This is a genomic window from Thioclava sp. JE_KL1, assembly GCF_009296265.1.
GTDB lineage: Bacteria > Pseudomonadota > Alphaproteobacteria > Rhodobacterales > Rhodobacteraceae > Thioclava.
In genome coordinates this window covers 57,097-81,777 of record NZ_WBJS01000010.1, presented here as the reverse complement: position 1 = coordinate 81,777, position 24,681 = coordinate 57,097, and the positions used below count along the sequence as shown (strand labels likewise).

Here is a 24,681-nt window from a genome sequence, read left to right as displayed (position 1 = left end):
AGTGAGCCACGGCGCTTGAGCGCTTCATTGTAGGATGGCCAGTTCCTGGTCTTGTAGGTCGGGGGCGTCGGTCTGCTCATGACAGCCAGCTACCACGCTGGATTCACAACATGAATCCCTTCACGGGATTTGTGCAACAGAGCCAGGCAGAGCCCCCAACGGCTAGCTTGGCGTGCCATAGATAAACCACAGAGTACTCGGGGCTTTGTATTTTGTGGCCGCGATAGGGAGCTCGGGCCAGGCACCTACCTGACCCGAATTCTTCGCTCAGAAGATCATTCCACGACGAGTTCGCCGCTTTCGATCTGCTCGCGCTCGATCGACTCGAAGAGCGCCTTGAAGTTGCCCTCGCCGAACCCGTCATCACCCTTACGCTGGATGAATTCGAAGAAGATCGGCCCGATCACAGTCTTCGAGAAGATCTGCAGCAGGATCTTGGTCTCGCCGCCGCCAAGGACGCCTTCGCCGTCGATCAGGATACCGTGCTTCTTCATTCGCTCGACCGGCTCCTCATGCCCGGTCACGCGGTCATGGCTGAGCTCGTAATAGGTCTCGGGCGGGGCCGGCATGAAGCGGATGCCGCGATCGGCGATCGCGTCGGTCGCCTCGTAGATGTCGCGTGCGCCCACGGCGATGTGCTGGATGCCCTCGCCCTTGTATTTCTTGAGATAGGAGACGATCTGCCCGGTCTCGCCGCGATCCTCGTTGATCGGGATGCGGATGCGCCCGCAGGGCGAGGTCAGCGCCCGGGAATAGAGACCGGAATATTTCCCCTCGATATCGAAGAACCGGATCTCGCGGAAATTGAACAGATCGCCATAGAAGTTGAACCACTTGTCCATGTTGCCCTTGAAGACATTGTGGGTCAGGTGGTCGAGGTAATAGAAGCCCACGCCTTTCGGCTTCGACGTCTTCAGCCAGTCGAATTCCGCGTTATAGGGTGAGGTGTCGTAATACTGGTCGGTGAAATAGATCAGGCTGCCGCCGATCCCCTTGATCGCGGGCCAGTCGACTGTCTTGTCGGTCCCTTCATATGGCTCCGCGCCGTTCTTCACCGCGTGATCGAAGGCGTGCTGCGCATCGACGACGCGCCACGCCATCGAGGGTGCGCAGGGCCCGTGCTCCTCCACGAAACGCGCCGCGAAACTGTCGGAGTCAGCGTTGAGAACGTAGGTGATGTCGCCCTGCTGCCAAAGCTCGACCGGCTTGGATTTGTGGTTGGCGACATGCTCGTAGCCCATCTTCGCGAAGAGATCGCGCAGCTCTTGCGGATCGGGATGGGCGAACTCGACGAATTCGAACCCGTCCGTGCCGGCGGGGTTCTCCTCGGTGATGGTCGATTGCGGGGCATCGTGCGGGAACGGTCCCATGGGTCTCTCCTCCTGTTTGCGCTGCGAAGAGGATAGCCCAGCGCGAATGCTCGTTCCGCGCGAAGTCGCGCATACAATCCCTAAGATTTGCGGGAATATTGCACCTTCTTACAAAAGGGCGCAAACTTCCCGCATGATCGACGATATCGACAAACGCCTGCTCGCGGAATTGCAGCAGAATGCACAGCTGACCTCGCAGGATTTGAGCGAGCGACTGAACCTGTCACCAAGTCAGGTGGGACGCAGGCGGCAGCGGCTCGAGGCCGAGGGGCTGATCCGCGGCTATGGCGCGCGGCTCGACGCGGCGCGGCTTGGGCTTGCGGTTCAGGCCTTCGTGCAGGTGCAGATGCTGCGCCACGGGGCAGAGCCCGCGCAGCAATTCTCGCGCCTCGTCTCCTTGCAGCCCGAGATAACCTCGGCCTGGACCCTTACCGGGGAGGCCGATTATCTGCTGCGGGTCTATTGCGCGGATCTGGCGGCGCTGCACCGGCTGATCCACGACGTGCTTCTGGCCCACCCCACCGTCGCGCGGGTGCAGAGCCAGATCGTCATGCATCAGTTCAAGCAGGATGCGCCATTGCCGATCTGATTGCGGAGCGCACTCTGGAACGTCATGTCATTACACGTGATCTCGGGCCCGTCCGCACGCGCCGTCAGCCGAGAGTGAGCCCCTTGCGCAGGGCGATCAGGTCGATGTCACGTGAGACGAAGACGGCACCGGCCTCGAGCGCCCGCTGATAGACCTCATCGTCGGTGGTCAGGATGCCCGGCGGCAGGCCCGCGGCGCGGATGCGCGCGATCGCATCGAGCACCGCCGCAGTGGTCTCGGGGTGCGAAGGCTCGCCCGGATGCCCAAGCGAGGCCGCCAGATCCGCAGGCCCGACGAAAACCCCATCCACCCCGGGCACGGCGGCGATCTCCTCGAGATTGGAGAGCCCCTCGACACTCTCGATCTGCACGACGAGACAGATCTCTTCCCGGGCGATCTTGTGGTAACCGGGAATCTTGGCGAAGCGCGTGGCGCGGTTCATGCCGGAAACCCCACGCATGCCCTGCGGCGGATATTCGACCGCCGCCACCGCCGCGCGTGCCATCTCTGCATCGTGCACCATCGGCACGAGGATCGTCTGCGCGCCGAGGTCGAGTATTTTCTTGATCTCCGCCGCGTCGAGGGATCCGGGCCGCACGATCGGCGAAACAGGATAAGGAGCCACCGCCTGCAACAGCGGCAAGACACTGCGCGCATCGAGCGCCGAATGCTCGGTGTCGAACATCATCCAGTCGTAACCGCAGCCAGCGATCAGCTCGGTGGCGAGGGGGTCGCTCATCGTGCACCAACAGCCACGCTGGACCCCGAAGGCTTTCAGCGCCGCTTTGAACGAATTTCTTGGCAGATCGACCATCGTGATTTTCTTCCTTGTTGACCTCGGCACCCGCGGAACGGATGCGCGGGGCCGTCCTAAAAAGGTTGCTTGAGCTTATTCGAAACGAACGCCGATCGCACCTCGCGAACAGCATTCCGCCGGGCTTGCATGGCCTGCCGCCTCAATCGAAGGCGATGGACACATCCCCGAAAGCGCCGAACTCGGCCTCGATCCGGGTCCCCGGGGGGCACTCGATCGGTGCGATGAACGACCCCGACAGGATCACCTGCCCCGCCTCGATCCGCTGGCCGTATTGGCCCATTCGCCGCGCCAGCCAGACAAGCCCCTTCACTGGATCGTCCAACACCGCCGCGCCGAGCCCGGTCGTCTCGACCTCGCCATCCTTGCGCAGGATCGCTCCGGCCCAGCGCAGATCGACCTGAGATGGATCGTGACGCGCCCCGCCCAGCACGAGCCCCGCATTCGCCGCATTGTCCGATACGGTATCGACGATCACACGCGCCTGCCCGGTCGCGGGATCGGCGCGCAGAATGCGGGTGTCGAGGATCTCCAGCGACGGGGCCACGTAATCGGTCGCGGCCAGCACCGCCGCGCGATCGGCGGTGGCATCGAGCGGCGCTTTCATCACGAAGGCGATCTCGGCCTCGACCCGCGGCTGGATGTAACGCCCGGCAGGCACCGTCGTCCCGCTGGAAAACAGCATATCATCATAGAGCACGCCAGAATCCGGAGTGTCGATCTTGAGCGCGGCCTGCATCACCTTCGAGGTCAGCCCGATCTTCCAGCCAAGGATCGAACGTCCCGCCGCCAGCTTGCGCACCATCTGCGCCGACTGAATCGCATAGGCGTCGTCCAGCGTCATGCCGGGATGGCGCAGGCTCAGCAGCCCGATCTGTTTGCGCGCTTCTTCGGCGGCCAGCAACTCGTCGGCGGCCTGTGCGATCTGATTGGGGCTCAGCATGTCGGCTCATCAGCAACGGTGTTGCGCAGCAGGCCGATGCCTTCGGCCTCGACTTCGATCACGTCGCCCGGTTGCAGCCAGATCGGAGGATCGAACCGCGCCCCTGCCCCGGTTGGCGTGCCGCACACGATCACGTCGCCCGGCACCAGCGTCGTGAATGTGGATACGTAATTCACGATATAGCGGAAATCGAAGATCATCCGGCCTGTGCGGTCTTTTTGCCGGATCTCGCCATTGACGCGGGTGGTCAGCTCGATGTCGTCCAGTTGCGCGGCCTCGCGGAACGGCACCAGCCACGGGCCCATCGCGCCCGAGCGGTCCCAGTTCTTGCCCTGGGTCACGTTGAATTTCGCATGGCGTACCCAGTCGCGGATCGTGCCCTCGTTGCACAGGGTCAGCGCGGCGATGTGATCGTAGGCGTCTTCCTTCGCGATCCGGCGACCCGCCTTTCCGATCACGATCACTACCTCGCCCTCGTAATCGAGCTGCGGGCTTTCCGGCGGACGGATCAGCGGCTGGCCATGCCCGGTGAAACTGCGCGGGAAGCGGATGAACATCGACGGATAAGGCGGCGCGGCCTGCCCGTCTTTGTATTCGGCGTTACGGTCGGGAAAGTTCACCCCGATACAGATCAGCTTTTCCGGGGCTGCCATCGGGATCAGGAACTCGACCTCGTCGGTGCGATATTCAGGCGCGCGGCCCTCCGCCGCCGCGATCACCTCTTCCAGCGCGCCGGCCTCTACGACCTGCTGAAGGGTCGCGAACCGCGCGCCGAACTCCGGGGTGAGGTCCACGATGCCGTCATCCTGCACCACGCCGTAGCGATCCGTGCCACCGGTGCGAAACGCCGCGATGCGCGGCAGTGCCAGAGTCATGACAGTCCCTCCTGTGAAAGTCCCAGCCCGTCGAGAATGGCGCGATAGGCGATGTCGATATCGGATTCGCGCATCGCAAAGGACCCGGCCTGAAAGCGGATCGCAATCCGGTTGCCGACCCGCGTTTGGGTGAGATAGATGCGCCCGTCATCATTGATCGCGCTCACATGCGAGATCGTGTCGTCATCCGATGCTCCCGTCCGGCGAAACGAGAACAGCGACAGCACCGGGGTGGTCACGATCTCAACGCCCGGGGTCGCAGCCAGCCGATCATGCAACATCCCCGCCCAGCGAACGTGATCGCGGATCATCGCGCGCAGCCCCTCAAGCCCGTGAAAGCGCAGCAGGAACCACAGCTTGAGCGCGCGGAAACGGCGTCCCAGCGGAACGGACCATTCGGAATAGTTGACGATCCCATCGCGGCCATGGGTCTTGAGATACTCGGGCTGGATCGCCAGCGTGCGCACCAGCATCTCGGGGTCGCGAATGAAATGGGCCGAGCAGTCGAAGGACGCGCCCAGCCACTTATGCGGATTGAAGACGACAGAATCCGCACCTTCGACCCCGGCCCAAAGCGTGCGGAACTCGGGACAGATCATTGCAGAACCGGCCCAGGCTGCATCGACATGGATCAACAGATCATGGGCATGCGCGACCGCCACCAGTGCTCCGATATCGTCGCATGCCCCGGTGCTGGTCGCCCCCACGCAGCCGATTACCCCAGCGGGCTGATACCCGGCCGCAAGATCCGCGCGGATCGCCGCCTCCAGCGCGTCGGGCGGGAGCGCGCCGCTGCGCGGATCGGCGGGCAGTTTCACAAGGTTGTCCTGACCGATCCCCGCGATCCAGATCGCCCGGTCAATCGAGGAATGCACCTGATCCGAGCAGTAAATCCGCAAGCGCGGCGCTTGGCTGAGCCCCGCGCGATTGCCCTGCCAGTCCAGCGCACGCTCACGCATCATCAAGACCGCCGCCAGCGTCGCGGACGAGGCGCTGTCCTGAATGACGCCCGAGAACGCTTCGGGCAGCCCCAGCCCGTCGCGCAGCCACTCCATCATCCGGGTTTCCAGCTCGGTCGCCGCCGGAGAGGTCTGCCAGAGCATGCATTGCGCGGCCATAGCGGTGACCAGATATTCCGCCACCACCGAAACGGGGGCGGCATTACTGGGGAAGTAAGCGAAGAAGCGCGGATGCTGCCAATGGGTCATTCCGGGCTCGATCAGGCTCTCGAACTCGTCAAAGATCCGCTCCATTTCGCAGCCGGTTTCGGGCGGCTTGGGCGGGATCGCGCGGTAGATCTCGCCGGGTGCCGTGCGCGCACGTACCGGGCGGGCATCGAGTGTTTCGCGATATTTCACGCCCCATGACGCCGCGCGCTGCGACCATGTCTCGAAGTCCTGAACATCCATCCTGTTTCTCCTGCAAGGGCTTGCGTGCGGGGACCCGCTCACGGCGCGATGATCGGAGTGGCCTTCATGTCGCTGGCGATCGGCTCGACATCTTGGAACAGCGAGCCATGCTCGAACCACGAGCGCGGAGCGGGTGCCCCCCACAGCGTCTGGCGCTGCGGGTCCTTCAGGTCCCAGCGGATCGCCTCGAGATCGGGATCCACGGTCTGATAATCCGAGCAGTAGATCTCGATCCGGTGACCATCGGGATCGAGGATATACAGGAAGAACGCGTTCGAAATGCCGTGACGGCCCGGTCCGCGCTCGATATTGGCGACATAGCCGGTGGTCGACATCAGATCGAGCAGATCGATGATGTTGAGCGGCGTCGGCACCCAGAACGCGGTGTGATGCAACCGCGGACCAAGCCCGTTCGTGAAGGCGATGTCATGCACGCCGCCCTTGCGATGGGTCCATGCCGCCCAAAGCCGTCCGCTCTCTTCATCCTCGGTATATTCGGTGACGCGGAAGCCGATGCGATTGTAGAACTCGACCGCCTTATCGACATCGCTGGCAAAGCAATTGAAATGGTCGATCCGAAGCGGCTTCACGCCGTGATAGAGCGCGTATTTCTGGTGGATCGGCTCCAGTCGATCCATCTGGAAATAGAACTCGATGGGCATCCCGAAACAGTCATGGGTGCGCAGGGTGCGACCCTGATAGGGACGCTCGACCCATTCGACCGAATGCCCCTCGGACTTGAACCAGTCATGCGCCTTGTCCAGTTCGCCCTCGTCGAAGAGCTTGAAGGCGAGCGAGCGCACATTGGCCTCGGGCGTCTTGACCAGAACGACCGAGTGATGCCCGCGCTCTTCCATCGCACGTAGGAAGATATGACGGTCATCTTCGTCGGTGACTTGAAGCCCCAGCGTATCGACATAGAAGGCGCGGCTGGCGGCCAGATCGGTCACGCCGAAGACGACATGGCTGAGGCGGATGATATTGAACGGCGGATACAGGTTCGGGGCCGGAATGGGCATGTCTCGCTCCCTTGAGGAAAGATCGGGGCGGCCTCCTCCGACCGCCCGCTGTCGTTAGCCGAGGCGCGGCACGCGATGCGCCTGACGCGGGAAGGAAACGTTGACCGTCTCCATGTAGAAATCGAAGGACCAGTCACCGCCATCGCGGCCGATCCCGCTGGCCTTCACGCCGCCGAACGGGCTGGGCAGATGGCGCACGTTTTCCGAATTCACCCAGATCATGCCCGCCTCGAGCGCGTCGGTCATCCGCATCGCGCGGTCCAGATCGGCGGTCCACAGATAGGCGGCCAGCCCGTAATCGACGCCATTGGCCAAGGCGAGCGCTTCGTCTTCGTCGGCGAAGGGGATCGCGGTCAGCACCGGGCCGAAGATTTCTTCCTGCGCGATGGTCATATCGTTGCGGGCCTGCGTGAACAGCGTGGGCGCGACGTAACAGCCCTGGTCGCCGACCTTCTCGCCGCCGGTCGCGATCGTCGCGCCTTCCTTGAGGGCGGTCTCGAAATAAGACAGCACCTTGGCCTCGTGCTCGGGATGGATCAGCGGACCCACCACCGTTTCCGGATCGAGCGGATGGCCGACCTTGATATTCGCCGCCATCTTGGCGACGCGTTTGCAGACCTCGTCGTAAATGCTCTCCTGCACGAGAAGCCGCGAAGACGAGGTGCAGCGTTCGCCGTTGAGCGAGTAGATCATGAAGCTCGCCGCATCGACGGCGCGGTCGATATCGGCATCGTCAAACACGATCACGGGGTTCTTCCCGCCGAGTTCGAAATGCACGCGCTTCAGCGTCGCCGCCCCCTGCGCCATGATCATCGAACCGGTGCGGCTTTCGCCCACAAAGGCAATCGCCTTGATGTCGGGATGTTCGGTCAGCCGCTTGCCCGCATCCTCACCATAGCCGTTCACGAGATTCAGCACCCCTTTCGGCAGCCCCGCCTCTTCGGCGATCTCGACCAGCAGCTTTGCGGTCATCGGCGAGAATTCGGCGGGCTTATGCACCACCGTGCAACCCGCCGCCAGCGCCGGGGCGATCTTCCAGGTGGACAGCATGAAAGGCGTGTTCCACGGGGTGATGACGCCCACGGGGCCGATCGGACGGCGCGAGGTCACGTTCATCTGCGTCGCGTTGCGCAGAGCCTGACCATCCTCGGCCGCCGGCGCCTTGTCCGCAAAGAACCGGAAATTGGCCGCCCCGCGCAGCGCCGCTTTCGACATGAAGCGCAGCGCCTGTCCGGTGTCGAGGCATTCGGTGAAGGCGATGCGCTCGGCATTCGCCTCGATCGCCTCGGCGACTTTGATCAGGATTTTGCGGCGGTCCGCTCCGGGCATCTTGTTCCAGGTCTTGAACGCCTCTTTCGCGGCGGCGACCGCGCGGTCGATATCCTCGGCTCCGCCTTTCGCGACCTTTGCCAGCGGCTTCAGATCGACGGGCGAGAGCGTGTCGAACGTGGCACCGGATGCGGCCTCGACACTTCCACCTCCGATGTGATTGCGCACGCCGGTTTGCGCGAAATGCGCGATATAGCCTTCGGCGCGGCGCAGGTTTTCCGTCAGATCGGTCATCACTTACCCTTGGCTTGGCCCGACAGGCGGGCGTGAATCGGTGTCTGCTTCCAGCTCAGCTCCGGGTCGATCACCCGGATTTCGAGCGAGAGCGCGAAATGTTCGGTGGCCAGCGGACCGGCAAGCGCGGTCTGGGCGGCGGCAAAAATCGCATCGCCCCCCGCGCGCAAGGTCGCCGTGTCGCGCCCCGCCCCCACCGAAAGCGTCAGCGCGGCGAAATCGTTTTCCGGCAGCCCGTCGGCCACGATCGCATGATCGGCGCGAAAGGCGCGCACCCGAATTCCGGCCACCGGGAAGAGACCACATTCGACCATCGCGGCATGCAGTGCATGGCAGACCGCCGAAATATCGACGCGCTCCGCCAGCCCTGCGGAATATTCGATCTTGAGATGCGGCACGATTCTCCTCCCGTGACTTTCATTAACATGTTAAGTTTATCGAGACTTGTCAACTGCCCCAAACCCTCCGATTTTGCCCGCCACCTGACAGGAACGAGGTTTCGATGACCCAAGACAGCGCCCCCCGACAGCGGCCGGACGGGTTCGAGTTGAACGCCCCGCGTCGCTCCTTGCCGATCGCCCTGCTGCGGGCGCGGGAATTGGTGATGGAGCGTTTCCGCCCGATGCTCAACGCGCATGACGTGACCGAGCAGCAATGGCGCGTGTTGCGAGTGCTGCGCGAAAGCGGGCCGCTCGATGCTTCGATGCTTGCCGAACGTGCCTGCGTGCTCGCCCCTTCGCTGACGCGCATGTTGCGCGCGCTCGAGACCCGTGGACTGATCGAAATCCGCCGCGATGGCGAAGACCGCAGGCGCGCCAGCATCGGGCTGAGCGAGGCTGGAACCGCCTTCCTCCGCGACGTCTCGCCCCAAAGCGCCGAAATCTATGCCAAGCTCGAGGCCGAAATCGGCGCAGAGCGGATCACCCGGCTTCTCGACGAGCTCGAGGCCTTCGTCGCTGCCCTGGAGCATGACGATCGCGCGTGAGATAAGTCATTTCATTGCGAACGAAACGGTCGTAGGGTTGGGTGTGTAAATCGGAGACTGCATGAAGCTCGAAGAGTTCTTTCCCTACCGTCTGGCCGTTGCGGCAGAAGCCTTCTCCCGTCGTCTGCAGGATGTCTACTCGCGCGAATATGGCCTGACGCGCGAGGAATGGCGGCTCATGTCGATCCTGGACGGGGTCGGTCGGATCAGCTCGCTCGACATCGCGCGGCGCACCACGCTCGACAAGGTGCAGGTGAGCCGTGCGGCGACCCGGCTTGAAGCGCGGGGGCTGATCGAACGGTTCGTGCCCGACAGCGACAGACGACTGCGGGAGTACGAATGCACGCCGGAGGGCCGCGCCCTCTATGCCGAAGCGCGACCAAAGGTGAACGCGCGCGCGAAGGCGATGCTGTCGGCGATGCCCCCCGAAGCGCAGGTCGCCCTCGAATACGGGGTCAACAGCCTGATCGACTCGCTCGCTCTCGATATCGAAACCCGTAACGAGAGCGCCGAGACCTGACCAGCAGCCGGGCCCGTCAGGGCCCGACCAGCCAGAGCGAAATCGCCGGGAAGGCGATGATCAGCACGATGCGCACGATATCGGCGACCCAAAACCACAAGATACCGCGGAACATCGTCATCAGCGGCACATCGGGCAAAACCGAGCGCAGCACGAAGACGTTCATGCCAACTGGCGGGGTGATCAAGGAGATCTCCGTCGCCACCACCACGATCACTGCAAACCAGATCAGAGCGTTATCGGGATTGGCGAGCACGCCCGAGCCGAAATCGAGCTGGTAAATCAGCGGATAGAAGATCGGCACCGTCAGCAGGATCATCGACAGGCTCTCGAGCACCATGCCGAGTAGCATATAGATCAGCACGATGATGATGATCACCTCGAAGCCGCCAAGGCCCAGGTTGTAAACGATATCGGCCAGCGCGTCGGGCAGGCCGGCAAACGTGACGAAATTCCCGAAGATCTCGGCCCCGATTATGATCGCGAAGATCATCGCAGAGGCGATCGCGGCATCCTTCAGCGCCTCCCAGAGCGCGCGCATCTTCAGCCCGCCCACAGCCGCTGCGATCACCACAGCAGCCGCAGCCCCCATGCCCGCAGCCTCGATCGGCGTAAAGAAGCCGCCATAAATCCCGACCATGATGAAGACGAACAGCGCCAAGGTCGCGAGTACGCCGATGAAATCGGTGCGCTTCATCGGCAGGGGCTCCCGCACCTCGGGGGCGAGTTTCGGGTTCAGCCGCACTGCGACCATGACGGAGACGAGATACAGGCCGATGCCCAGAACACCGGGAATGATCCCCGCGATGAACAGCTTGCCGATGTCGCTTTCGGTCAGCAGGCCGAAGATGATCATGATGACCGAGGGCGGGATCAGAATGCCCAGCGTGCCGCCCGCGGCAATTGCGCCCGTGGCGATCGAGTCATGGTAGCCGAAGCGGCGCATCGAGGGCATCGCGACCTTCGACATCGTGGCCGCCGTCGCCAGAGACGAGCCGCAAACCGCCGAGAAACCGCCGCAGCTGAGGATCGTGGCCATCGCGAGACCGCCGCGCATCCGCCCGAACACCCGGTCGGCACCGGTGAATAGTCCGCTGGCGATGCCGGACCCGGCAAGCACGTTGCCCATGAAGATGAAGAGCGGCACGACGGAGAGCGAGTAGTTCATCCCGGTCTCGAAGACGGCGCTGCCGACCATCGAGCCTGCGGCATCTGCCCCGCGCATCCACGCGAACCCTGCGCCGCCGACAAGCGCCATCGCGAAGGCGATCGGCACGCGCAGAAAGACGAGGGACAGAAGAATGGCAAAGGCAATCAGAGAAATTGTCATTCCGGTCTCCGGAGCAGGGCGACCACGGCGGAGGCGGCAAAGCTGACGATGCCGATCACGCCGAAATACCACAGTTTGATTCCAAGGCCCGAGGTTGCGAGCTGGGTGTGGAACTGATCCTCGGCCAGGATCACGAGGCGCCACGCGAAATAGCCCATGACGAGGGCTGCCACCACGCCGCCAATCCGCCCCAGCGCCCGGCGGACCGCCGTGGGCAGAAGCGGCATCAGCAGGTCCACCTCGACATGGCCGCCTTTGCCCGTGGTCAGCGGCATCGCCACAAAGACCAGCGCGCCCAACAAGACCTGCGTGATCTCATAGGCGCCGGTCAGCGGATTATTGAACAGGTAGCGGCCGACCACGTCGACGCAGGTGACGAGGATCAACCCCGTCACCAACCCGGCCGCGATCGCCTCGAGAACGAAGCGGGCGCGTGCAATCATGCGGACACGCCGGTCTGCTTGCGGAACTCTTCCAGCGCCGCGCGCCCGTCATAGTCACCGCCCAGGCTATCGGCCCACTGCCCTTCGAGGACGGCGGCCTGCTCCTTGATCGCGTCGAGCACGCCCTGCGGCGCGGTCTCGGCGACCATGCCGCCATCGGCCGCGGCCTTCTTGCCGCGCTCATCCGCACCGTTCCACGCCTTGCCGACGCGGGACGCGAAGGCGAGACCCGAAAGCTTGTTGATCGCCTCCTGATCGGCCGGGGAGATCGAATCCCACTTGCCGGAATTCATCACGAGGAACCACGTGGTGTTGTAGATGCCACCCGGGATCGTCGTGGTGTATTTCAGATAATCCGCGAGGTTGAACGAGGCGATCGCGTCATAGGGGAAAGTGACCCCATCGACGACGCCGCGCGAGAGCTTCTCATAGACCTCGCCCGAGGGGGTGAAGATCGTCTCGACCCCGAAATGGCTCATCAGATCGGCGATGTAGCCGCCCGGCACACGCATCTTCAGACCCTGCAGGTCTTCGATCTTGTTGATCGGGCGCTTGTCGTTGTGGATCATTCCGGGTCCGTGGTTGAACAGGCCCAGCAGGTGCGTGCCGGCATGCTCCTCCTTGGCACCGAGCTTCTCGGTGTAGACCGTCCAGAAGGCTTCCGACATCGACACGGCGTCATTTCCGAGGAAGCTGAACTGACCAACGCGCGAGTTCTTGAAGCGGTCGTCCTGCGTGAAGCTGTGCAGACCGTAGGTGATGTCGGCCACACCGTCGCGCGCCATGTCGAAATGCGCAGGCGGCGAGCCCAGCGGCTTGGCGAGGACGCGGATGCGCACACGGCCTTCGGTCGCAGCCTCGATATCCTTCGCCCAGGGCTTGATCGCATCCACCACGATCGGGTGGCGCGGCGGGAGCCAGCTGGAAAGTACGAGATCCACCCCTTCGGCGCGCGCCGGAATTGCCGGGAGCGCAAGGCTGGCCCCGGCAAGCGCCGCGGTGCCGAGCATCGAACGTCTGGTCAGTTTGGTCGTCATTTTTTCCTCCCCTGATGACGAAGCCTCGGGCCGAGCCCGATTAACTTAACGTGTTAACTTCATTCGCAGTCGTGTCACTTGTCAACTTCGCCTTGCGTCCGCTTTGCCGTGCGAGCGCAAAAGCTTCTTCCAGAACCTCCGGATCGCCGACGTGATTCATCAAGATCAGAACGAGCCGCGCGTTAAGTGCTGCACTCTCCGCTTCCGTCAACCCTTTATGCGTCGCGATCAATTTCTCGTAGAGCGCGTCGTGATCCTTGATATTGAGTTCGGTCTGCAAGCTCATGCCCGTCCCTCCTTGATCGCGGTGAGATGGTCGATGATCTGGGCGGGCTCAGCCGTTTCCCAGCGTGCCGCGATGATCTGGTCGGGGCGGATCAGGTAAAGCCCTGTCGTGGCCTGCCCGAGATAGCGCGCGCTCAGCTCCGGCGTGACCTCGAGCGAAAGCGTATTCAGGCCATCAACCTCAGGCGCCTTGCAGCCAATCGCGAGCAGGGTGAACTGGCCCGCAAGTTTTTGCAGGAGCCATTCATTCCCGAGCGGTGCGTCCGGCGCGACTTTTCCGGGGCGGCTCACATCCGGCATCGCCTCGACGTTCGGCGCAGCATCGAGCGGATAGCAACACGGGAGGCTGAGCCGCCCGGAATTGACCATCGGCCGCGCAAAAGGCGCATGTTCCGAAAGCGCCAGAACCGCGTCGCGGAACCAGCGCTCAGCGCCGGCACGAGGCGACATGAACCGTGTCGTCCGGCTGGAATTGGTCAGGTTCTCATCCGAGCCATAGGTCCGTTCCGCATCATAGCGCTCAAGAAGTTCCGGGCTCGCTCCGTCATTGATAATCGCGGCAAGCCGCCAACCGAGCGCATCGACATCTTGCAGGCCGCCATTGCCGCCACGTGCGCCGAACGGGGAAACGACATGGGCGCTGTCGCCCACGAAAATCACACGATCATGCACGAACTTTTCGAGCCTGCGGCACTGGAACGTGTAGATCGACGTCCAGTCGAGCTTGAAGTTCGAATGACCCACCGCCTTCTCGATACGCGGGATGATCCGCTCGGGCTTGCGCTCTTCCTCCGGGTCTGCTTCCCAACCGAGCTGAAGGTCGATGCGGTAGATATTGTCGGGCTGCTTGTGCAGAAGCGCCGACTGCCCGGCGTGAAATTCCGGCTCGAACCAGAACCACCGCTCGGACGGGAAATCGGCCTGCATTTCGATATCGGCGATGAGGAAACGCTCCTCGAACAGCTCGCCTTCGAAATCGAGCCCCATCATCTGGCGAATGGGTGAACGCGCCCCGTCGCAGGCCAGCAGATAGTCTGCTTCAAGCGCGTACTCACCATCGGGCGTTTCGATCTGCACAACCGCACAATCGTCGGTCTGGCTCAGCCCGGTGACCTTGTTCTTGAAACGGAGGTCGATCAGCGGATTGGCCAGCGCCGCCTCGACCAGATACTCCTCGACATAGTATTGCTGAAGGTTCACGAAGGCGGGCATCTTGTGGCCGTCTTCAGGCAGCAGGTCGAAGTTGAAGACCTCGCGCGCCCCGTGCCGGGTGCGCCCGACCTTCCAGGTCACGCCTTTCTGCACGCAGGCATCGCCCACGCCGAGACGGTCGAGAATTTCGAGCGAGCGTTTCGACCAGCAGATCGCGCGGCTGCCGACCGAAACGACATTGTTGTCGTCGAGGATGACGGAGCCCACGCCGTGGTTCGCAAGCTCGATCGCAGCCGCAAGACCAATCGGCCCTGCGCCCACGATGATGACCTTGTGGCGTGCCTCCGGCCCCGAAAGGCCGGGAGGCGCTACATAGTCGAACGGTTTGTAATCATACGGCATGGCTCTCCTCCCTCCCGGCTCTCCTCAGCCTTGCAAAGCGTTCCACATTTCCTGATCGCGCTCAGCCGTCCAGACACGCGGGGTGTCGATGCCGCGGGCCTCGTCATAGGCGCGCGCCACGTTGAACGGCAGGCAATGTTCGTAGATCGCGTAATCGGCGAATTTCGGATCGCAGGCTTCGCGCACCGCGTCCCATGCCTCTTTCAGGGTGCCGCCGCGGGCCACCACACGTTCCACCGGCTTGTAGCTCGAGCGGATGAAGTCGGCGGTGTTTTCCAGCGCCTCGGTGACCATCTCCTCACCGACCAGCGCATCGCCCCGACCGGGCGCAATCGCCTTGGGCTCGAAAGCCGCGATATTGGCAAGCGTCTCCGGCCAGTCCTGATAGTGCCCGTCGCCGCAATAGCAAGCCGAGTGATACTCGACGATGTCACCGGTGAACATGACCTCCTGATCCGGAACCCAGATCACCGCGTCGCCTGCGGTATGGGCGCGGCCGAGATGCATGATATCGACGCGTCGGTTGCCCAGATAAACCGTCATCTGGTCTGAGAAGGTCGTGGTCGGCCAGGTCAGACCCGGGATTTCCTCATGGCCTTGGAACAGACGCGGGAAACGACCGAATTCACTGTCCCAGTCTTCCTGACCGCGTTCGGCGACCTGAGCGCGCGAGGTATCGGACATGATGACTTCGCGGGCACCATAGGCCGATGCGCCGAGAACGCGCACGGCATGGTAGTGGGTCAGCACGAGGTGGCTGATCGGCTTGTCGGTCACCGAGCGGACGCATTCGATCACCTTGCGCGCAAGGCGCGGAGTGGCCTGCGCCTCAACGATCATCACGCTGTCGTCGCCGATGATCACACCGGTGTTGGGGTCACCTTCCGCGGTGAAGGCATACAGCCCCTCGCCCACCTGGGTGAAGCTGATTTTCTTGTCTTCCATGTCGCCTTGCGACGCGAATGCCTTGGCCATGAGATGCCTCCTTATTCCTTAGCCCAGTCCGGCAAGGCGCGGGCGGGCAGAACCTGCCCCGCGCAATCACCGAACCCGATGCGGTATCCTTCACCCTGCGCAGCACCGCGCAGGGTCAGCGTGTCACCATCCTCGATGAAGCTGCGGGTCGAGCCATCGGGAAGTTCCAGCGGCTCCTTGCCCGACCAGCTGAGTTCGAGCAGCGAGCCCCGGCTGTCTTTCTCGGTGCCCGAGATCGTGCCCGAGCCCAGCAGATCGCCTACGCGCATGGCGCAGCCCGACGTGGTGTGATGGGCCAGCTGCTGCGCGGCGGAGTAGTAGAGCATCGAGGTATTGGTTCGCGAAATCACGGCCTCCTCGCCGCCCTCGGGGCGCAGAGCGACCTCCAGATCGATGTCGTAATTCATCGGCCCCGGCTCGCGCAGATACGGCAGAAGCGGTCGCTCGCGCTCGGGCGTCGAGACCCGGAACGGCTCCAGCGCTGCGCGAGTCACGATCCACGGGCTGATCGTGGTCGCGGTCGCCTTGGCCTGGAACGGACCGAGCGGCACGTATTCCCAAGCCTGGATGTCGCGCGCCGACCAGTCGTTGAGCAGCACATAGCCGAAGATCATGTCATCGGCTTGACCGACCGAGATCATGCCTTCGGAGGGCTGGCCGACGATCGCGCCGAATTCCAGTTCGATGTCGAAGCGCGCCGAGGGGGCGAAACGCGGCAGATCCTCGTTCGGGCCTTTCACCTGCCCGTTGGGGCGGGTGACCGGCGTGCCCGAGACGACGACCGACGAGGCGCGGCCGTTATAGCCGATCGGGATCGACAGCCAGTTCGCGGGCAGCGCGTTTTCCGCCCCGCGGAAGATCGTGCCGACATTGGTCGCGTGGTTTTTGCCTGCGTAGAAATCCGTGTACTCGGCCACGCGGAACGGCATCAGCATCTTCGCGCCGGACTGCGGCACCAGATGCGGCTCGACCGCCGACTTGTGCGTCTCGTCGGAGAGAAGCTCGGTCAGGCGCGCGCGCAGCTTGGCCCAAATCTCCGGGCCGGCCTCCATGACGCGGTTCCATGCGGGCTCGGCAAAGAGCTCCGCCGGAAGCTCGTGATCCACCTTGGCCACATCAAGTATCATATCCCCGATCGCGACACCCATCCGTGCGCCCTTACCGTCGTCAAAGACGCCGTAGGGCAGGTTCTGGATCGGAAAGTCGGTGTCGCCCTGTGCGGACGACACCCAGCTGGTCTTGTCGGTCATTTGATCCCCGGTTTTCCGTCAAATTTCTTCTCGATGCTGTCCCAACAGTCGATGTAATCGTCCTGAAGGGGCGCTTCCTTCGCCGCGAATTCGGTCAGCATCTGCGGGAAGCGCGTCTCGAACATGAATTGCATCGTGTCGGCCTGATAGACCGGCTCCATCGGCTCGTTCGATGCATGTTCGAAGGCGTTGCGATCCGGCCCGTGCGGCAGCATCATGTTGTGCAGGCTCATCCCGCCCGGCACGAAGCCCTGCGGCTTGGCGTCGTAGATGCCGTAGATGTTGCCCATCAACTCGGACATGATGTTCTTGTGATACCACGGCGGACGGAAGGTGTGCTCCGCCACCATCCAACGCTCGCGGAACAGCACGAAATCGATATTCGCGGTACCTTCCTGCCCCGAAGGCGCGGTGAGCACGGTGAAGATCGAGGGATCGGGGTGATCGAACAGGATCGCGCCGACTGGGCTGTAGGTGCGCAGGTCGTATTTATAGGCGCAGTAGTTCCCGTGCCATGCCACCACGTCGAGCGGGCTGTGGCCGATGAAGGTCTCGTGGAACTGCCCGCACCACTTGATCACGACCCGGCTTTTCGCATCACGGTCTTCGAAGGCCGCGACGGGGCATTTGAAGTCGCGCGGGTTGGCAAGGCAGTTAGCGCCGATCGGACCGCGGCCCGGGAGGTCGAACTTCTGACCGTAGTTTTCGCAGACAAAGCCGCGTGCAGGCCCGTCGAGAAGCTCGACGCGATACACGAGGCCGCGCGGCAGGATCGCGATTTCCTTGGGCTCGAGGTCGATGATCCCGAGCTCGGTGCAAAAGCGCAGACGCCCCTCCTGCGGAACCACCAGCAATTCGCTGTCGGCCGAAAAGAAATACTCGTCTTCCATCGATTTGGTGACGAGGTAGATATGGCTCGCCATACCGACCTGAGTGTTCACGTCGCCGGCCGTGGTGACCGTGCGCATCCCGGTGATCCAGGTCAGCTCTTCGTCGGTATGCGGTACCGGATCCCAGCGATACTGACCAAGGCTGATCACGTCGGGGTCGATATTGGGCGCCGATTTCCAATACGGCACGTCGATCTTCTCGAACCGACCGGTGTGCTTCACCGAGGGTCGGATACGGTAGCACCACGTGCGCTCGTTCTGGCCGCGCGGTGCAGTGAATGCGGTGCCCGAAAGCTGCTCGGCATAGAGGCCATATTCGACCTTCTGCGGGCTGTTCTGTCCCTGAGGCAGAGCGCCGGGCAGCGCCTCGGTTTCGAAGTCATTGCCAAAACCGGGCATATAACCTTCATGCGTGCCGGTGGTGCCGGTCGCGCGGATCATGCCCTTCGGAAGCGCCTGATCGGTCATGAGATCCTCCAATCCCTTGGTCACGGGCAGCGCGGAAAGCTGCGGTTTCGAACCTGGCCTGATTTTTCGTTTCATTCGCAACGAAGTCAAGGATATTTATTGCACTCGCAATGAATTCGCCGCTGTATTATGATGGTGCGGATATAAAAACATGTTCGAAAGCAGGGGGTTGAGGATGTCTGAAGATGCAGCTGAGATGCCCGAATTTGATCTCTATAGCTTTACCCCCTACCGGCTGGCTGTAGCTGCCGAGAAACTTTCGGAGCGGCTCGCCCGGCAATATAGAGACCGGTTCGGCATCTCGATTCCCGAATGGCGTGTCCTCGTCCATCTCGCACAGAGCGATGACGTATCGGTGCGGGACATCGAAGCGCGGGTGGCGATGGAAAAATCCAAGGTCTCGCGCGCGGCATCCCGGCTGGAGGCCAGCGGACTGATCGCGAAGACCCGCCACGAAGGCGACAAACGACTGGTCAAGCTGCGACTTACCGCGAATGGCCGCGCAATGATGGCGGAGCTTCTGGTGCTGGCGAACGCCTTCCAAGCCGAGTTGGAGGCAGAACTCGGCGACGCGGCCACAAAACTGGAGACCGGTCTGGACCGGCTTCTCGCACTCCCACCACGGTAAACGACATGGCTTCCCGGTCGTTTGGTGCAGTCGACTGCACGTCGCCGCCGCTTTATCGTTGCAAATGAAACGTGTTTTGTGCTTCTTTGTTGCAAGCGCAACAAAACACAGATGCCCACGCGACGATGACCCGACACGAGACCGATACGCCGCTGCCCGAGTTCCAGCTCGATGATTTCCTGCCCTATCTGATGGCGGAGATCGCGACGAAGCTGAGCGACGAGTTGGCTCAGGGCTATCGCGAAGCCGGGCTGAGCATGCCGCAATGGCGAGTGATGGTTCACCTCAGCCATGCCGGGCCGGTGTCGGTACGCGATATCGAACGGCGCGTCTCGCTGGAGCGGCCCAAGGTCAGCCGGGCCGCGGCGGCGCTGGAACAGGCGGGGCTTGTGACGAAACGCCCCGACCCTTCCGACGGACGCCTGATCGCGCTCAGCCTGACCCCGGTCGGACGCGAGTTGATGGCCAAACTGCTTCCGCGCGCCATCGCCTATCAATCGGATCTGGAGACACTACTGGGCCGCGATCTGGAGGGGCTGCGACGCGGCATGGATAAACTGCTTACAAAGAAGGCGGCACAATGACGGTGCTCTATGATTACTGGCGGTCCTCGGCGAGTTACCGGGTGCGGATCGCCCTCGGTCTGGCCGGAATGAACTGGACGAGCGTTTCCGTCGACTTGACCAAGGGCGAGCAAACCGAGCCCGCGCATCGTGCGCGCAATCCGCAAGGGCTGGTTCCTGCGATAGAGCTCGACGGAAAGTGCTTCACCCAGTCCCTGGCGATCCTCGAATATCTCGATGAGACGCGTGATCTGAACCTGCTGCCCGGCGATGCGGCTGAACGCGCGAAGATCCGTGCTCTCGCCCATGCCGTCGCCATCGATATTCACCCGATCTGCAATCTTCGCGTCGCCAAACACGCAGTCGCCGCCTCTGAGGGAGCGATCACGATGGAGGGCTGGATGCAGGCGTTTATCGGGCCCGGCCTACAGGCCCTCGAAGCGATGGTGGATGAAGGCGATTACTGCCACGGGTCGTCGGTCACTCTGGCCGATCTGTGCCTCGTGCCGCAGCTCTACAATGCGCAGCGCTGGAAGGTCGACCTGACAAGGATGCCGAAACTGACCCGGATCGGCGCGCATCTCGAAAGCCTGCCCGCCTTCGCCGCGGCGCATCCCGACAAGACCCCGCATTGAGCCGCATACAGACGACTTGAACACGCCCGGCCCGCAGATCAGGCCGGGCTTTTTCGTCAGACCGCCGACAGCCCTGCGTCGAGCGCGCCGAGGATCGTGGCGATGTTCTCTTCGGTCACGATCAGCGAGGGGGACAGGATCACGTTGTTGCCCGAGATCCGAACCATCGCGCCCGTCTCGTAGGCACCGCGATGAACCTTGGCGATGCTGGCCTTGTCGATCGGCGCCTTGGTCGCCCGATCCGAGACCAGTTCCAGCGCGCACATGAGTCCACGTCCGCCACGCACGTCGCCCACGATTTCGTGCTTTTTCTGAAGATCGAGCAACCCTTCGTAGAGCTGGGCCCCACGCGCGGCTGCGTTGTCCTTGACGTTGAGCGCCTGCGTCTCTTTCAGGCAGGCAATGGCCGCTGCCGCGCCGACCGGATGGCCCGAATAGGTGTAGCCAGAGCCGATCGCCGCCTTCCCGGTGGTATCGGATTCGAACACTTCGGCCACGCGCCCCGAAATCATCACAGCGCCGAAGGGGAAATACCCGTTCGTGATCGCCTTGGCGGTGGTCATCATGTCCGGCTGAACGCCCCAGAGCCGCGAACCCGACCATGCGCCCGTGCGACCGAAGGCGGTGATCACCTCGTCGGCGATCAGTAGAATGCCGTATTTGTCACAGATCGCGCGCACGCCGGGCATGAAGCTTTCGTGGGGAACGATCACGCCGCCTGCGCCCAGGATCGGCTCCATGATCATCGCGGCGATCGTCTCCGCGCCCTGGAACTTGATCTCGTCTTCCAGCGCGGCGAGGCAAAGCTGGGCCAGCTTCTCGGGATCGGTCTCGTTGAAGGGGTTGCGGTAGGTATAGGGCGCGGGGATGTGGTAGCAGCCCGGCATCAGCGGTTCGTACTGGGTCCGGAAATTGGCGTTGCCGTTGACGCTTGCGCCCAGCGTATGGGTGCCGTGATAGCCCTTCTTGAGCGAGAGGTATTTCACCCGGCCCGCCTCGCCGCGCAGCTTGTGATATTGCCGCGCCAGACGCAGCGCGATCTCGACCGAATCCGAACCGCCCGAGGTGTAGAACGCGCGCTCCAGCCCGTCGGGCGCGAAGAACTCGGCCAGCATCTCCCCCAGTTCGATCACCGCGTCGTTCGTGGTGCCGCGAAAGATCGAGTAATAGGGCAGACGGTCGAGCTGTGCGGCAATGGCGTCCTTCACCGGCTGGCACGAGAACCCGAGATTGACGTTCCAAAGCCCGCCCACACCGTCGACCGTCTTGTGGCCATCGACATCGGTGATCGTCACTCCGTCGCCCGCCACGATGATCTCGGGCAGATTCTTCTGGCTGTCCGCGGGATGAGCCATCGGGTGCCAGATCGAACGGGCGTTGCGCTCTTTCAGGAAATTCTCGTCTTTCATGTCGGTCCTCATCATAGGCCCAGCAGGCGCAGCGCGGTGGCGTAGCCCTGAGCGGGAGATTGCACATCGAAGTGAACGGGGATCATGCCGACGGCCTCGGCGCCGCGAATATTGCGCAGCTGGTCATCGACGAAAACGCAGGCTTCGGCCGGAAGGTCGAGCGCCTCGAGCACACCGTGAAAGGCGCGCGGGTCGGGTTTCAGAATCTTGGTATAGGTCGCGTCGATCACAGCGTCGAACCGGCGCAGGAAGGGCAGCTTCTCGCGGAAATCCGCGCCGTAGAACAGATCGAGCTCGTTGGACAGGATCGCGAGGCGGCACCCTGCAGCCTCAGCCTTGTCGATCGCTGCGAGGAATTCCGGGCGGATCACATCGGCAGGGCTCGCCCCGCGCGCCGCGCGCACGAAATCGGACATCTCGCTCCAGTCGCGTCCGACCAGAGCCGCCACTTCCTGCGTGCGCTGGCGCCAATAGTCGCGCTCCGAGATTTCATCCGCCTGCATCGCGCGCCAGAGCGGGTCGGTCTGAGGTTCGAACGGACCGCGCCAGGTCAAGCTTCCCGACGCAAGCCCCAACGCAGCCTCGGTCAGATCATGCGTTTCGAACAGCGTGCGTGAGATCACGCCACCGAAGTCGAGCACGAGCGCGCGCTCAGCCATGCGACACCTCGCGTTGTTGATAATCCGCAGGAAGCGAACCGCCCATGAGCTCGGACAGTCGGGGCACCCATTTTCGCAGAGCCTCCACCATGGCTGCGCGCTTCTCAGACCCCGCGCGCGACGAAGGAACCGCGATCGAAACCGCGCCGATCACCGCGCCGCCAAGCCCGAAGATCGGCCCAGCGAGAGAAGAAACCTCGTCGTCGAAGCCCTTCTCCACCCAAACACTGCCATCGCCACGGCATTCCGCCAGCTTTTCGCGCAGGCTATCAGGGTCGACGACGGTCTGGGCGGTGAAGCTCTCCAGCGGCGCATCCAGAACCCGCGCCCGCAGATCGTCTCCGCCGAAGCAAAGCATCACCAAGCCAGAGGCTGTCGCGTGCAGAGGCAGAAGCTGCGACTCGTCGAAAGCGACCTGCGTCCCGTGCAGGCGCGGATCATGATGCACGACCGGCGAAAGCTGCTGGCCTTGCAACAGAGAGACATGGACCAGCTCGCCGACTTCCTGCGCCATCTCTTCGATAAAAGGACGCAACACCGAACGCAGCGGCATATTCGCCTCGCGCACCCCGTAGAGACGCAGAATCGCGGGGCCCAGCCGATAGCCACGGGTCTCCGGGTTCTGTTCGAGAAAGCCGCATTCGGCCAATTCGACGAGATGACGGTGCACCGTAGCCTTATCGCGCTGCGTGAGACGAACATATTCGCTGAGCCCGATCTCGGGGCGCTGAGTGGAGATATAATCCAGCAATTCCAATGCCTTTGTGATCGTTCCCATCGCGCCCTTTGGCAGCCTCCCGTAAAAATTCCGTTCGTTGCAACTGAAACGTTGACAGAAAAGAAAACCCGATGCAAGAATATTTGATACCAACGGTTCAAATAATAAACCACTCAACAGGAGAGCTTCATGACTTCGACCTTCAAGCTGCTGGCAGGGGCGCTCGCCCTCGGCCTCCCGCTTGCCGCGGGCCTGCCCGCGCAGGCCGAATACCCCGAGAAACCCGTCGAATTCGTCGTCCCGTTCCCGCCGGGCGATCTTGAAGACGTGCTGACCCGGATGATCGCGGACGAGTTCCAGAAGACCTATGGCGTTCCCGCTGCGGTGGTGAACAAGCCCGGCGGCGGCGGCGGCCCCTTTCCCGGCGCGGCCGAAGTCGCACAGGCTCCGGCCGATGGTTACACGGTCGGCTCTTTCGTGATTGACGTGCCCGTGGTCGGCCCCTCGGTTGGCATCCCCGCGCTCAGCCCCGATCCTTTCGAGCCGGTGGGCATTTTCCTGACCTACCCGTTCGTCATCGCCGCCTCAAAGGATGCGCCCTATGCAACGATCGACGAGCTGGCCAGCTATGCCAAGGACCACGACGTTGCGCTGGGACACTTCGGCTCTTTCCTGATCCCGACGCAGGTGACCTTCGCACTCGCGAAGAAAAAGGGCTTCGATTTCGGATCCGAAGCGGCGTTCGACGCGCTCGACTGCAACACGCTGGCCTCGGGCGATGCGGACGTGATCAACACCACACTGCAACTGATCCTCCCCTGCCTCGACGATATCAACGTGATGGCATCGATCGGGGAGAAGCGTATTCCACTGACGCCCGACACCCCGACGGTCGGCGAGCTGGAACCGGATCTCGACCTGGCGCTGTGGGATGGCCTCTTCGTCAAGAAAGGCACTCCTGAGGACGTGCGCGAAAAGATCGCTGCCGTCGCCGAAAAAGTCATGAGCTCGGACAAGGCCAAGGAGCTGGCCGATCAAACGGGTGCGCTGATCTACTGGCAAGATGCCGCGACCGCGACCCAGCGCATCGCCCATGACAGTGAAACCCTCGGCACGATCGATGGTCTCATCAATGGCGAATGAGCCATCCTCTCCAGGCCCCGCGCGCGAGACCCCTCCGCGCGCGGGCGCCCGCTTTGCTCGGGCGATCCGCACCAAGAACCTGGAGGATCTGTTCAAGCGCTATCGCCGTCCCGGTGACATGGCCTTCGCCGTGCTGTTCTTCGCGCTCTCCATCGGTTTGTTGATCGCCCTGCCGTGGCAGACCGAATGGGTCAAGCGCACGAAGACCTACGCGCAACCCGCCTTCTGGCCGATGATCTCGATCATCGCGATGGTTGTATTCAGCATGTTTCACCTTCTCGGCTCGTTCGTCTCGGAGCGCATTCCCGGCCGTTGGCGCGAAGTCATGCAATGGCTACGCTCGCTCGAATATGCGGTGTGGTTCATGGCCTATGTCGCGCTGGTTCCGCTCATCGGGTACCTGCCCGCCACGATCCTGTTCAGCTGCGCGATGACGCTGCGTCTGGGATACCGCGGCTGGCGCTGGATGCTGATCTCCGTCCTGTTCTCGATCGTCGTCGTGGTGCTTTTCAAAAGCTTCCTGCAAGTCAAAATCCCCGCCGGACTGATTTACGAGGCCACCCCTGCGCCCTTCCGCGCAATTCTAATGACCTACTTCTAAGGAGCG

Annotated in this window: 27 protein-coding genes; 8 read left to right on the top strand and 19 right to left on the bottom strand. The window is 62.9% G+C overall.

Features of this window, described 5'->3' with window-relative positions:
• Window positions 1–275: 275 nt before the first annotated feature.
• A complete protein-coding gene (hppD, locus tag F8R15_RS17485) occupies window positions 276–1,370 on the bottom strand; it encodes a 4-hydroxyphenylpyruvate dioxygenase (protein WP_078521147.1) in 1,095 nt (364 codons plus the stop codon).
• 133 nt (window positions 1,371–1,503) lie between these two features.
• Here hppD and F8R15_RS17480 point away from each other — a divergent pair, with 133 nt between their 5' ends.
• Complete coding sequence (locus tag F8R15_RS17480) at window positions 1,504–1,959, top strand: Lrp/AsnC family transcriptional regulator (RefSeq protein WP_078521651.1); 456 nt, start codon at window positions 1,504–1,506, stop codon at window positions 1,957–1,959.
• Between the two features lie 64 nt (window positions 1,960–2,023).
• Here F8R15_RS17480 and F8R15_RS17475 read toward each other — a convergent pair whose 3' ends face one another.
• The 7 genes from F8R15_RS17475 to F8R15_RS17445 all read right to left on the bottom strand — a co-directional run bounded on the left by F8R15_RS17475 (window position 2,024) and on the right by F8R15_RS17445 (window position 8,980).
• The gene (locus F8R15_RS17475) at window positions 2,024–2,773 is read right to left on the bottom strand and encodes an HpcH/HpaI aldolase/citrate lyase family protein (protein WP_134331288.1); all 750 of its coding nucleotides are present in this window, start codon (window positions 2,771–2,773) and stop codon (window positions 2,024–2,026) included.
• A 142-nt stretch (window positions 2,774–2,915) separates the two neighbouring features.
• The gene (locus F8R15_RS17470) at window positions 2,916–3,713 is read right to left on the bottom strand and encodes a 2-oxo-hepta-3-ene-1,7-dioic acid hydratase (RefSeq protein WP_216644146.1); all 798 of its coding nucleotides are present in this window, start codon (window positions 3,711–3,713) and stop codon (window positions 2,916–2,918) included.
• The gene (locus F8R15_RS17465) at window positions 3,710–4,591 is read right to left on the bottom strand and encodes a fumarylacetoacetate hydrolase family protein (RefSeq protein ID WP_152845427.1); all 882 of its coding nucleotides are present in this window, start codon (window positions 4,589–4,591) and stop codon (window positions 3,710–3,712) included. Before F8R15_RS17465 ends, F8R15_RS17470 begins: the two co-directional genes overlap by 4 nt.
• Window positions 4,588–6,000, bottom strand: a complete 1,413-nt coding sequence (locus F8R15_RS17460; RefSeq protein ID WP_152845426.1) for a pyridoxal-dependent decarboxylase — start codon at window positions 5,998–6,000, stop codon at window positions 4,588–4,590. Before F8R15_RS17460 ends, F8R15_RS17465 begins: the two co-directional genes overlap by 4 nt.
• A 38-nt stretch (window positions 6,001–6,038) precedes the next feature.
• Window positions 6,039–7,019 (bottom strand): 3,4-dihydroxyphenylacetate 2,3-dioxygenase, encoded by a 981-nt coding sequence (gene hpaD / locus F8R15_RS17455; RefSeq protein WP_078521156.1) that lies wholly within the window; start codon window positions 7,017–7,019, stop codon window positions 6,039–6,041.
• Window positions 7,020–7,073: 54 nt separating this feature from the next.
• Window positions 7,074–8,582 carry a 5-carboxymethyl-2-hydroxymuconate semialdehyde dehydrogenase gene (gene hpaE / locus F8R15_RS17450; protein ID WP_152845425.1) on the bottom strand — a complete coding sequence of 503 codons (1,509 nt, stop codon included), beginning with the start codon at window positions 8,580–8,582 and terminating at the stop codon, window positions 7,074–7,076.
• Window positions 8,582–8,980, bottom strand: coding sequence for a 5-carboxymethyl-2-hydroxymuconate Delta-isomerase (locus F8R15_RS17445; RefSeq protein ID WP_368731089.1), 399 nt, complete (start codon window positions 8,978–8,980; stop codon window positions 8,582–8,584). Before F8R15_RS17445 ends, hpaE begins: the two co-directional genes overlap by 1 nt.
• 104 nt (window positions 8,981–9,084) lie before the next feature.
• On the opposite strand from F8R15_RS17445, the gene hpaR reads away from it, so the two are divergent.
• Both hpaR and F8R15_RS17435 read left to right on the top strand, forming a co-directional pair.
• Window positions 9,085–9,567 (top strand): homoprotocatechuate degradation operon regulator HpaR, encoded by a 483-nt coding sequence (hpaR, locus tag F8R15_RS17440; RefSeq protein ID WP_152845424.1) that lies wholly within the window; start codon window positions 9,085–9,087, stop codon window positions 9,565–9,567.
• A gap of 61 nt (window positions 9,568–9,628) precedes the next feature.
• Window positions 9,629–10,087 carry a MarR family winged helix-turn-helix transcriptional regulator gene (locus F8R15_RS17435; protein WP_078521164.1) on the top strand — a complete coding sequence of 153 codons (459 nt, stop codon included), beginning with the start codon at window positions 9,629–9,631 and terminating at the stop codon, window positions 10,085–10,087.
• A 16-nt stretch (window positions 10,088–10,103) separates the two neighbouring features.
• On the opposite strand, the gene F8R15_RS17430 is transcribed toward F8R15_RS17435, so the two are convergent.
• Genes F8R15_RS17430 through hmgA form a run of 8 tightly spaced genes read right to left on the bottom strand, consistent with a single transcriptional unit; the run spans window position 10,104 to window position 18,319 of the window.
• On the bottom strand, window positions 10,104–11,417 hold the full coding sequence (locus F8R15_RS17430) for a TRAP transporter large permease (RefSeq protein ID WP_152845423.1): 1,314 nt from the start codon (window positions 11,415–11,417) through the stop codon (window positions 10,104–10,106).
• Window positions 11,414–11,860 (bottom strand): TRAP transporter small permease, encoded by a 447-nt coding sequence (locus F8R15_RS17425; protein WP_134331280.1) that lies wholly within the window; start codon window positions 11,858–11,860, stop codon window positions 11,414–11,416. The genes F8R15_RS17430 and F8R15_RS17425 overlap by 4 nt, the downstream gene beginning before the upstream one ends.
• On the bottom strand, window positions 11,857–12,897 hold the full coding sequence (locus F8R15_RS17420; RefSeq protein ID WP_253732726.1) for a TRAP transporter substrate-binding protein: 1,041 nt from the start codon (window positions 12,895–12,897) through the stop codon (window positions 11,857–11,859). Before F8R15_RS17420 ends, F8R15_RS17425 begins: the two co-directional genes overlap by 4 nt.
• 40 nt (window positions 12,898–12,937) lie before the next feature.
• Window positions 12,938–13,183 (bottom strand): DUF2783 domain-containing protein, encoded by a 246-nt coding sequence (locus F8R15_RS17415; RefSeq protein ID WP_078521172.1) that lies wholly within the window; start codon window positions 13,181–13,183, stop codon window positions 12,938–12,940.
• Complete coding sequence (locus F8R15_RS17410; RefSeq protein WP_152845422.1) at window positions 13,180–14,736, bottom strand: FAD-dependent oxidoreductase; 1,557 nt, start codon at window positions 14,734–14,736, stop codon at window positions 13,180–13,182. Before F8R15_RS17410 ends, F8R15_RS17415 begins: the two co-directional genes overlap by 4 nt.
• Window positions 14,737–14,760: 24 nt before the next feature.
• Window positions 14,761–15,711 (bottom strand): MBL fold metallo-hydrolase, encoded by a 951-nt coding sequence (locus tag F8R15_RS17405; RefSeq protein WP_078521176.1) that lies wholly within the window; start codon window positions 15,709–15,711, stop codon window positions 14,761–14,763.
• Between the two features lie 11 nt (window positions 15,712–15,722).
• A complete protein-coding gene (fahA, locus tag F8R15_RS17400; protein ID WP_152845421.1) occupies window positions 15,723–16,961 on the bottom strand; it encodes a fumarylacetoacetase in 1,239 nt (412 codons plus the stop codon).
• A complete protein-coding gene (gene hmgA / locus F8R15_RS17395; RefSeq protein WP_078521180.1) occupies window positions 16,958–18,319 on the bottom strand; it encodes a homogentisate 1,2-dioxygenase in 1,362 nt (453 codons plus the stop codon). Before hmgA ends, fahA begins: the two co-directional genes overlap by 4 nt.
• Window positions 18,320–18,494: 175 nt before the next feature.
• On the opposite strand from hmgA, the gene F8R15_RS17390 reads away from it, so the two are divergent.
• The 3 genes from F8R15_RS17390 (at window position 18,495) to maiA (ending at window position 20,145) form a co-directional block, all read left to right on the top strand.
• Window positions 18,495–18,947 (top strand): MarR family winged helix-turn-helix transcriptional regulator, encoded by a 453-nt coding sequence (locus F8R15_RS17390; RefSeq protein ID WP_253732724.1) that lies wholly within the window; start codon window positions 18,495–18,497, stop codon window positions 18,945–18,947.
• Window positions 18,948–19,072: 125 nt separating this feature from the next.
• Window positions 19,073–19,531, top strand: coding sequence for a MarR family winged helix-turn-helix transcriptional regulator (locus F8R15_RS17385; RefSeq protein WP_152845420.1), 459 nt, complete (start codon window positions 19,073–19,075; stop codon window positions 19,529–19,531).
• Window positions 19,528–20,145, top strand: coding sequence for a maleylacetoacetate isomerase (gene maiA, locus F8R15_RS17380; RefSeq protein ID WP_152845419.1), 618 nt, complete (start codon window positions 19,528–19,530; stop codon window positions 20,143–20,145). Before F8R15_RS17385 ends, maiA begins: the two co-directional genes overlap by 4 nt.
• Before the next feature lie 56 nt (window positions 20,146–20,201).
• Here maiA and F8R15_RS17375 read toward each other — a convergent pair whose 3' ends face one another.
• From F8R15_RS17375 to F8R15_RS17365, 3 genes are read right to left on the bottom strand one after another with little or no spacing between them, the layout of a single operon-like run.
• Window positions 20,202–21,554: an aspartate aminotransferase family protein gene (locus F8R15_RS17375; RefSeq protein WP_152845418.1), complete on the bottom strand. Its 1,353-nt coding sequence runs from the start codon at window positions 21,552–21,554 to the stop codon at window positions 20,202–20,204.
• An 11-nt stretch (window positions 21,555–21,565) separates the two neighbouring features.
• On the bottom strand, window positions 21,566–22,213 hold the full coding sequence (locus F8R15_RS17370; protein WP_152845417.1) for an HAD-IA family hydrolase: 648 nt from the start codon (window positions 22,211–22,213) through the stop codon (window positions 21,566–21,568).
• Complete coding sequence (locus F8R15_RS17365; RefSeq protein ID WP_253732722.1) at window positions 22,206–23,108, bottom strand: IclR family transcriptional regulator; 903 nt, start codon at window positions 23,106–23,108, stop codon at window positions 22,206–22,208. Before F8R15_RS17365 ends, F8R15_RS17370 begins: the two co-directional genes overlap by 8 nt.
• Window positions 23,109–23,120: 12 nt before the next feature.
• Between F8R15_RS17365 and F8R15_RS17360 the strand changes: the two genes are divergently transcribed.
• Together F8R15_RS17360 and F8R15_RS17355 are read left to right on the top strand one after the other, a co-directional pair.
• Window positions 23,121–24,074: a tripartite tricarboxylate transporter substrate binding protein gene (locus F8R15_RS17360; protein ID WP_152845416.1), complete on the top strand. Its 954-nt coding sequence runs from the start codon at window positions 23,121–23,123 to the stop codon at window positions 24,072–24,074.
• On the top strand, window positions 24,064–24,675 hold the full coding sequence (locus F8R15_RS17355) for a tripartite tricarboxylate transporter TctB family protein (protein ID WP_152845415.1): 612 nt from the start codon (window positions 24,064–24,066) through the stop codon (window positions 24,673–24,675). Before F8R15_RS17360 ends, F8R15_RS17355 begins: the two co-directional genes overlap by 11 nt.
• The last annotated feature ends 6 nt before the right edge of the window (window positions 24,676–24,681 follow it).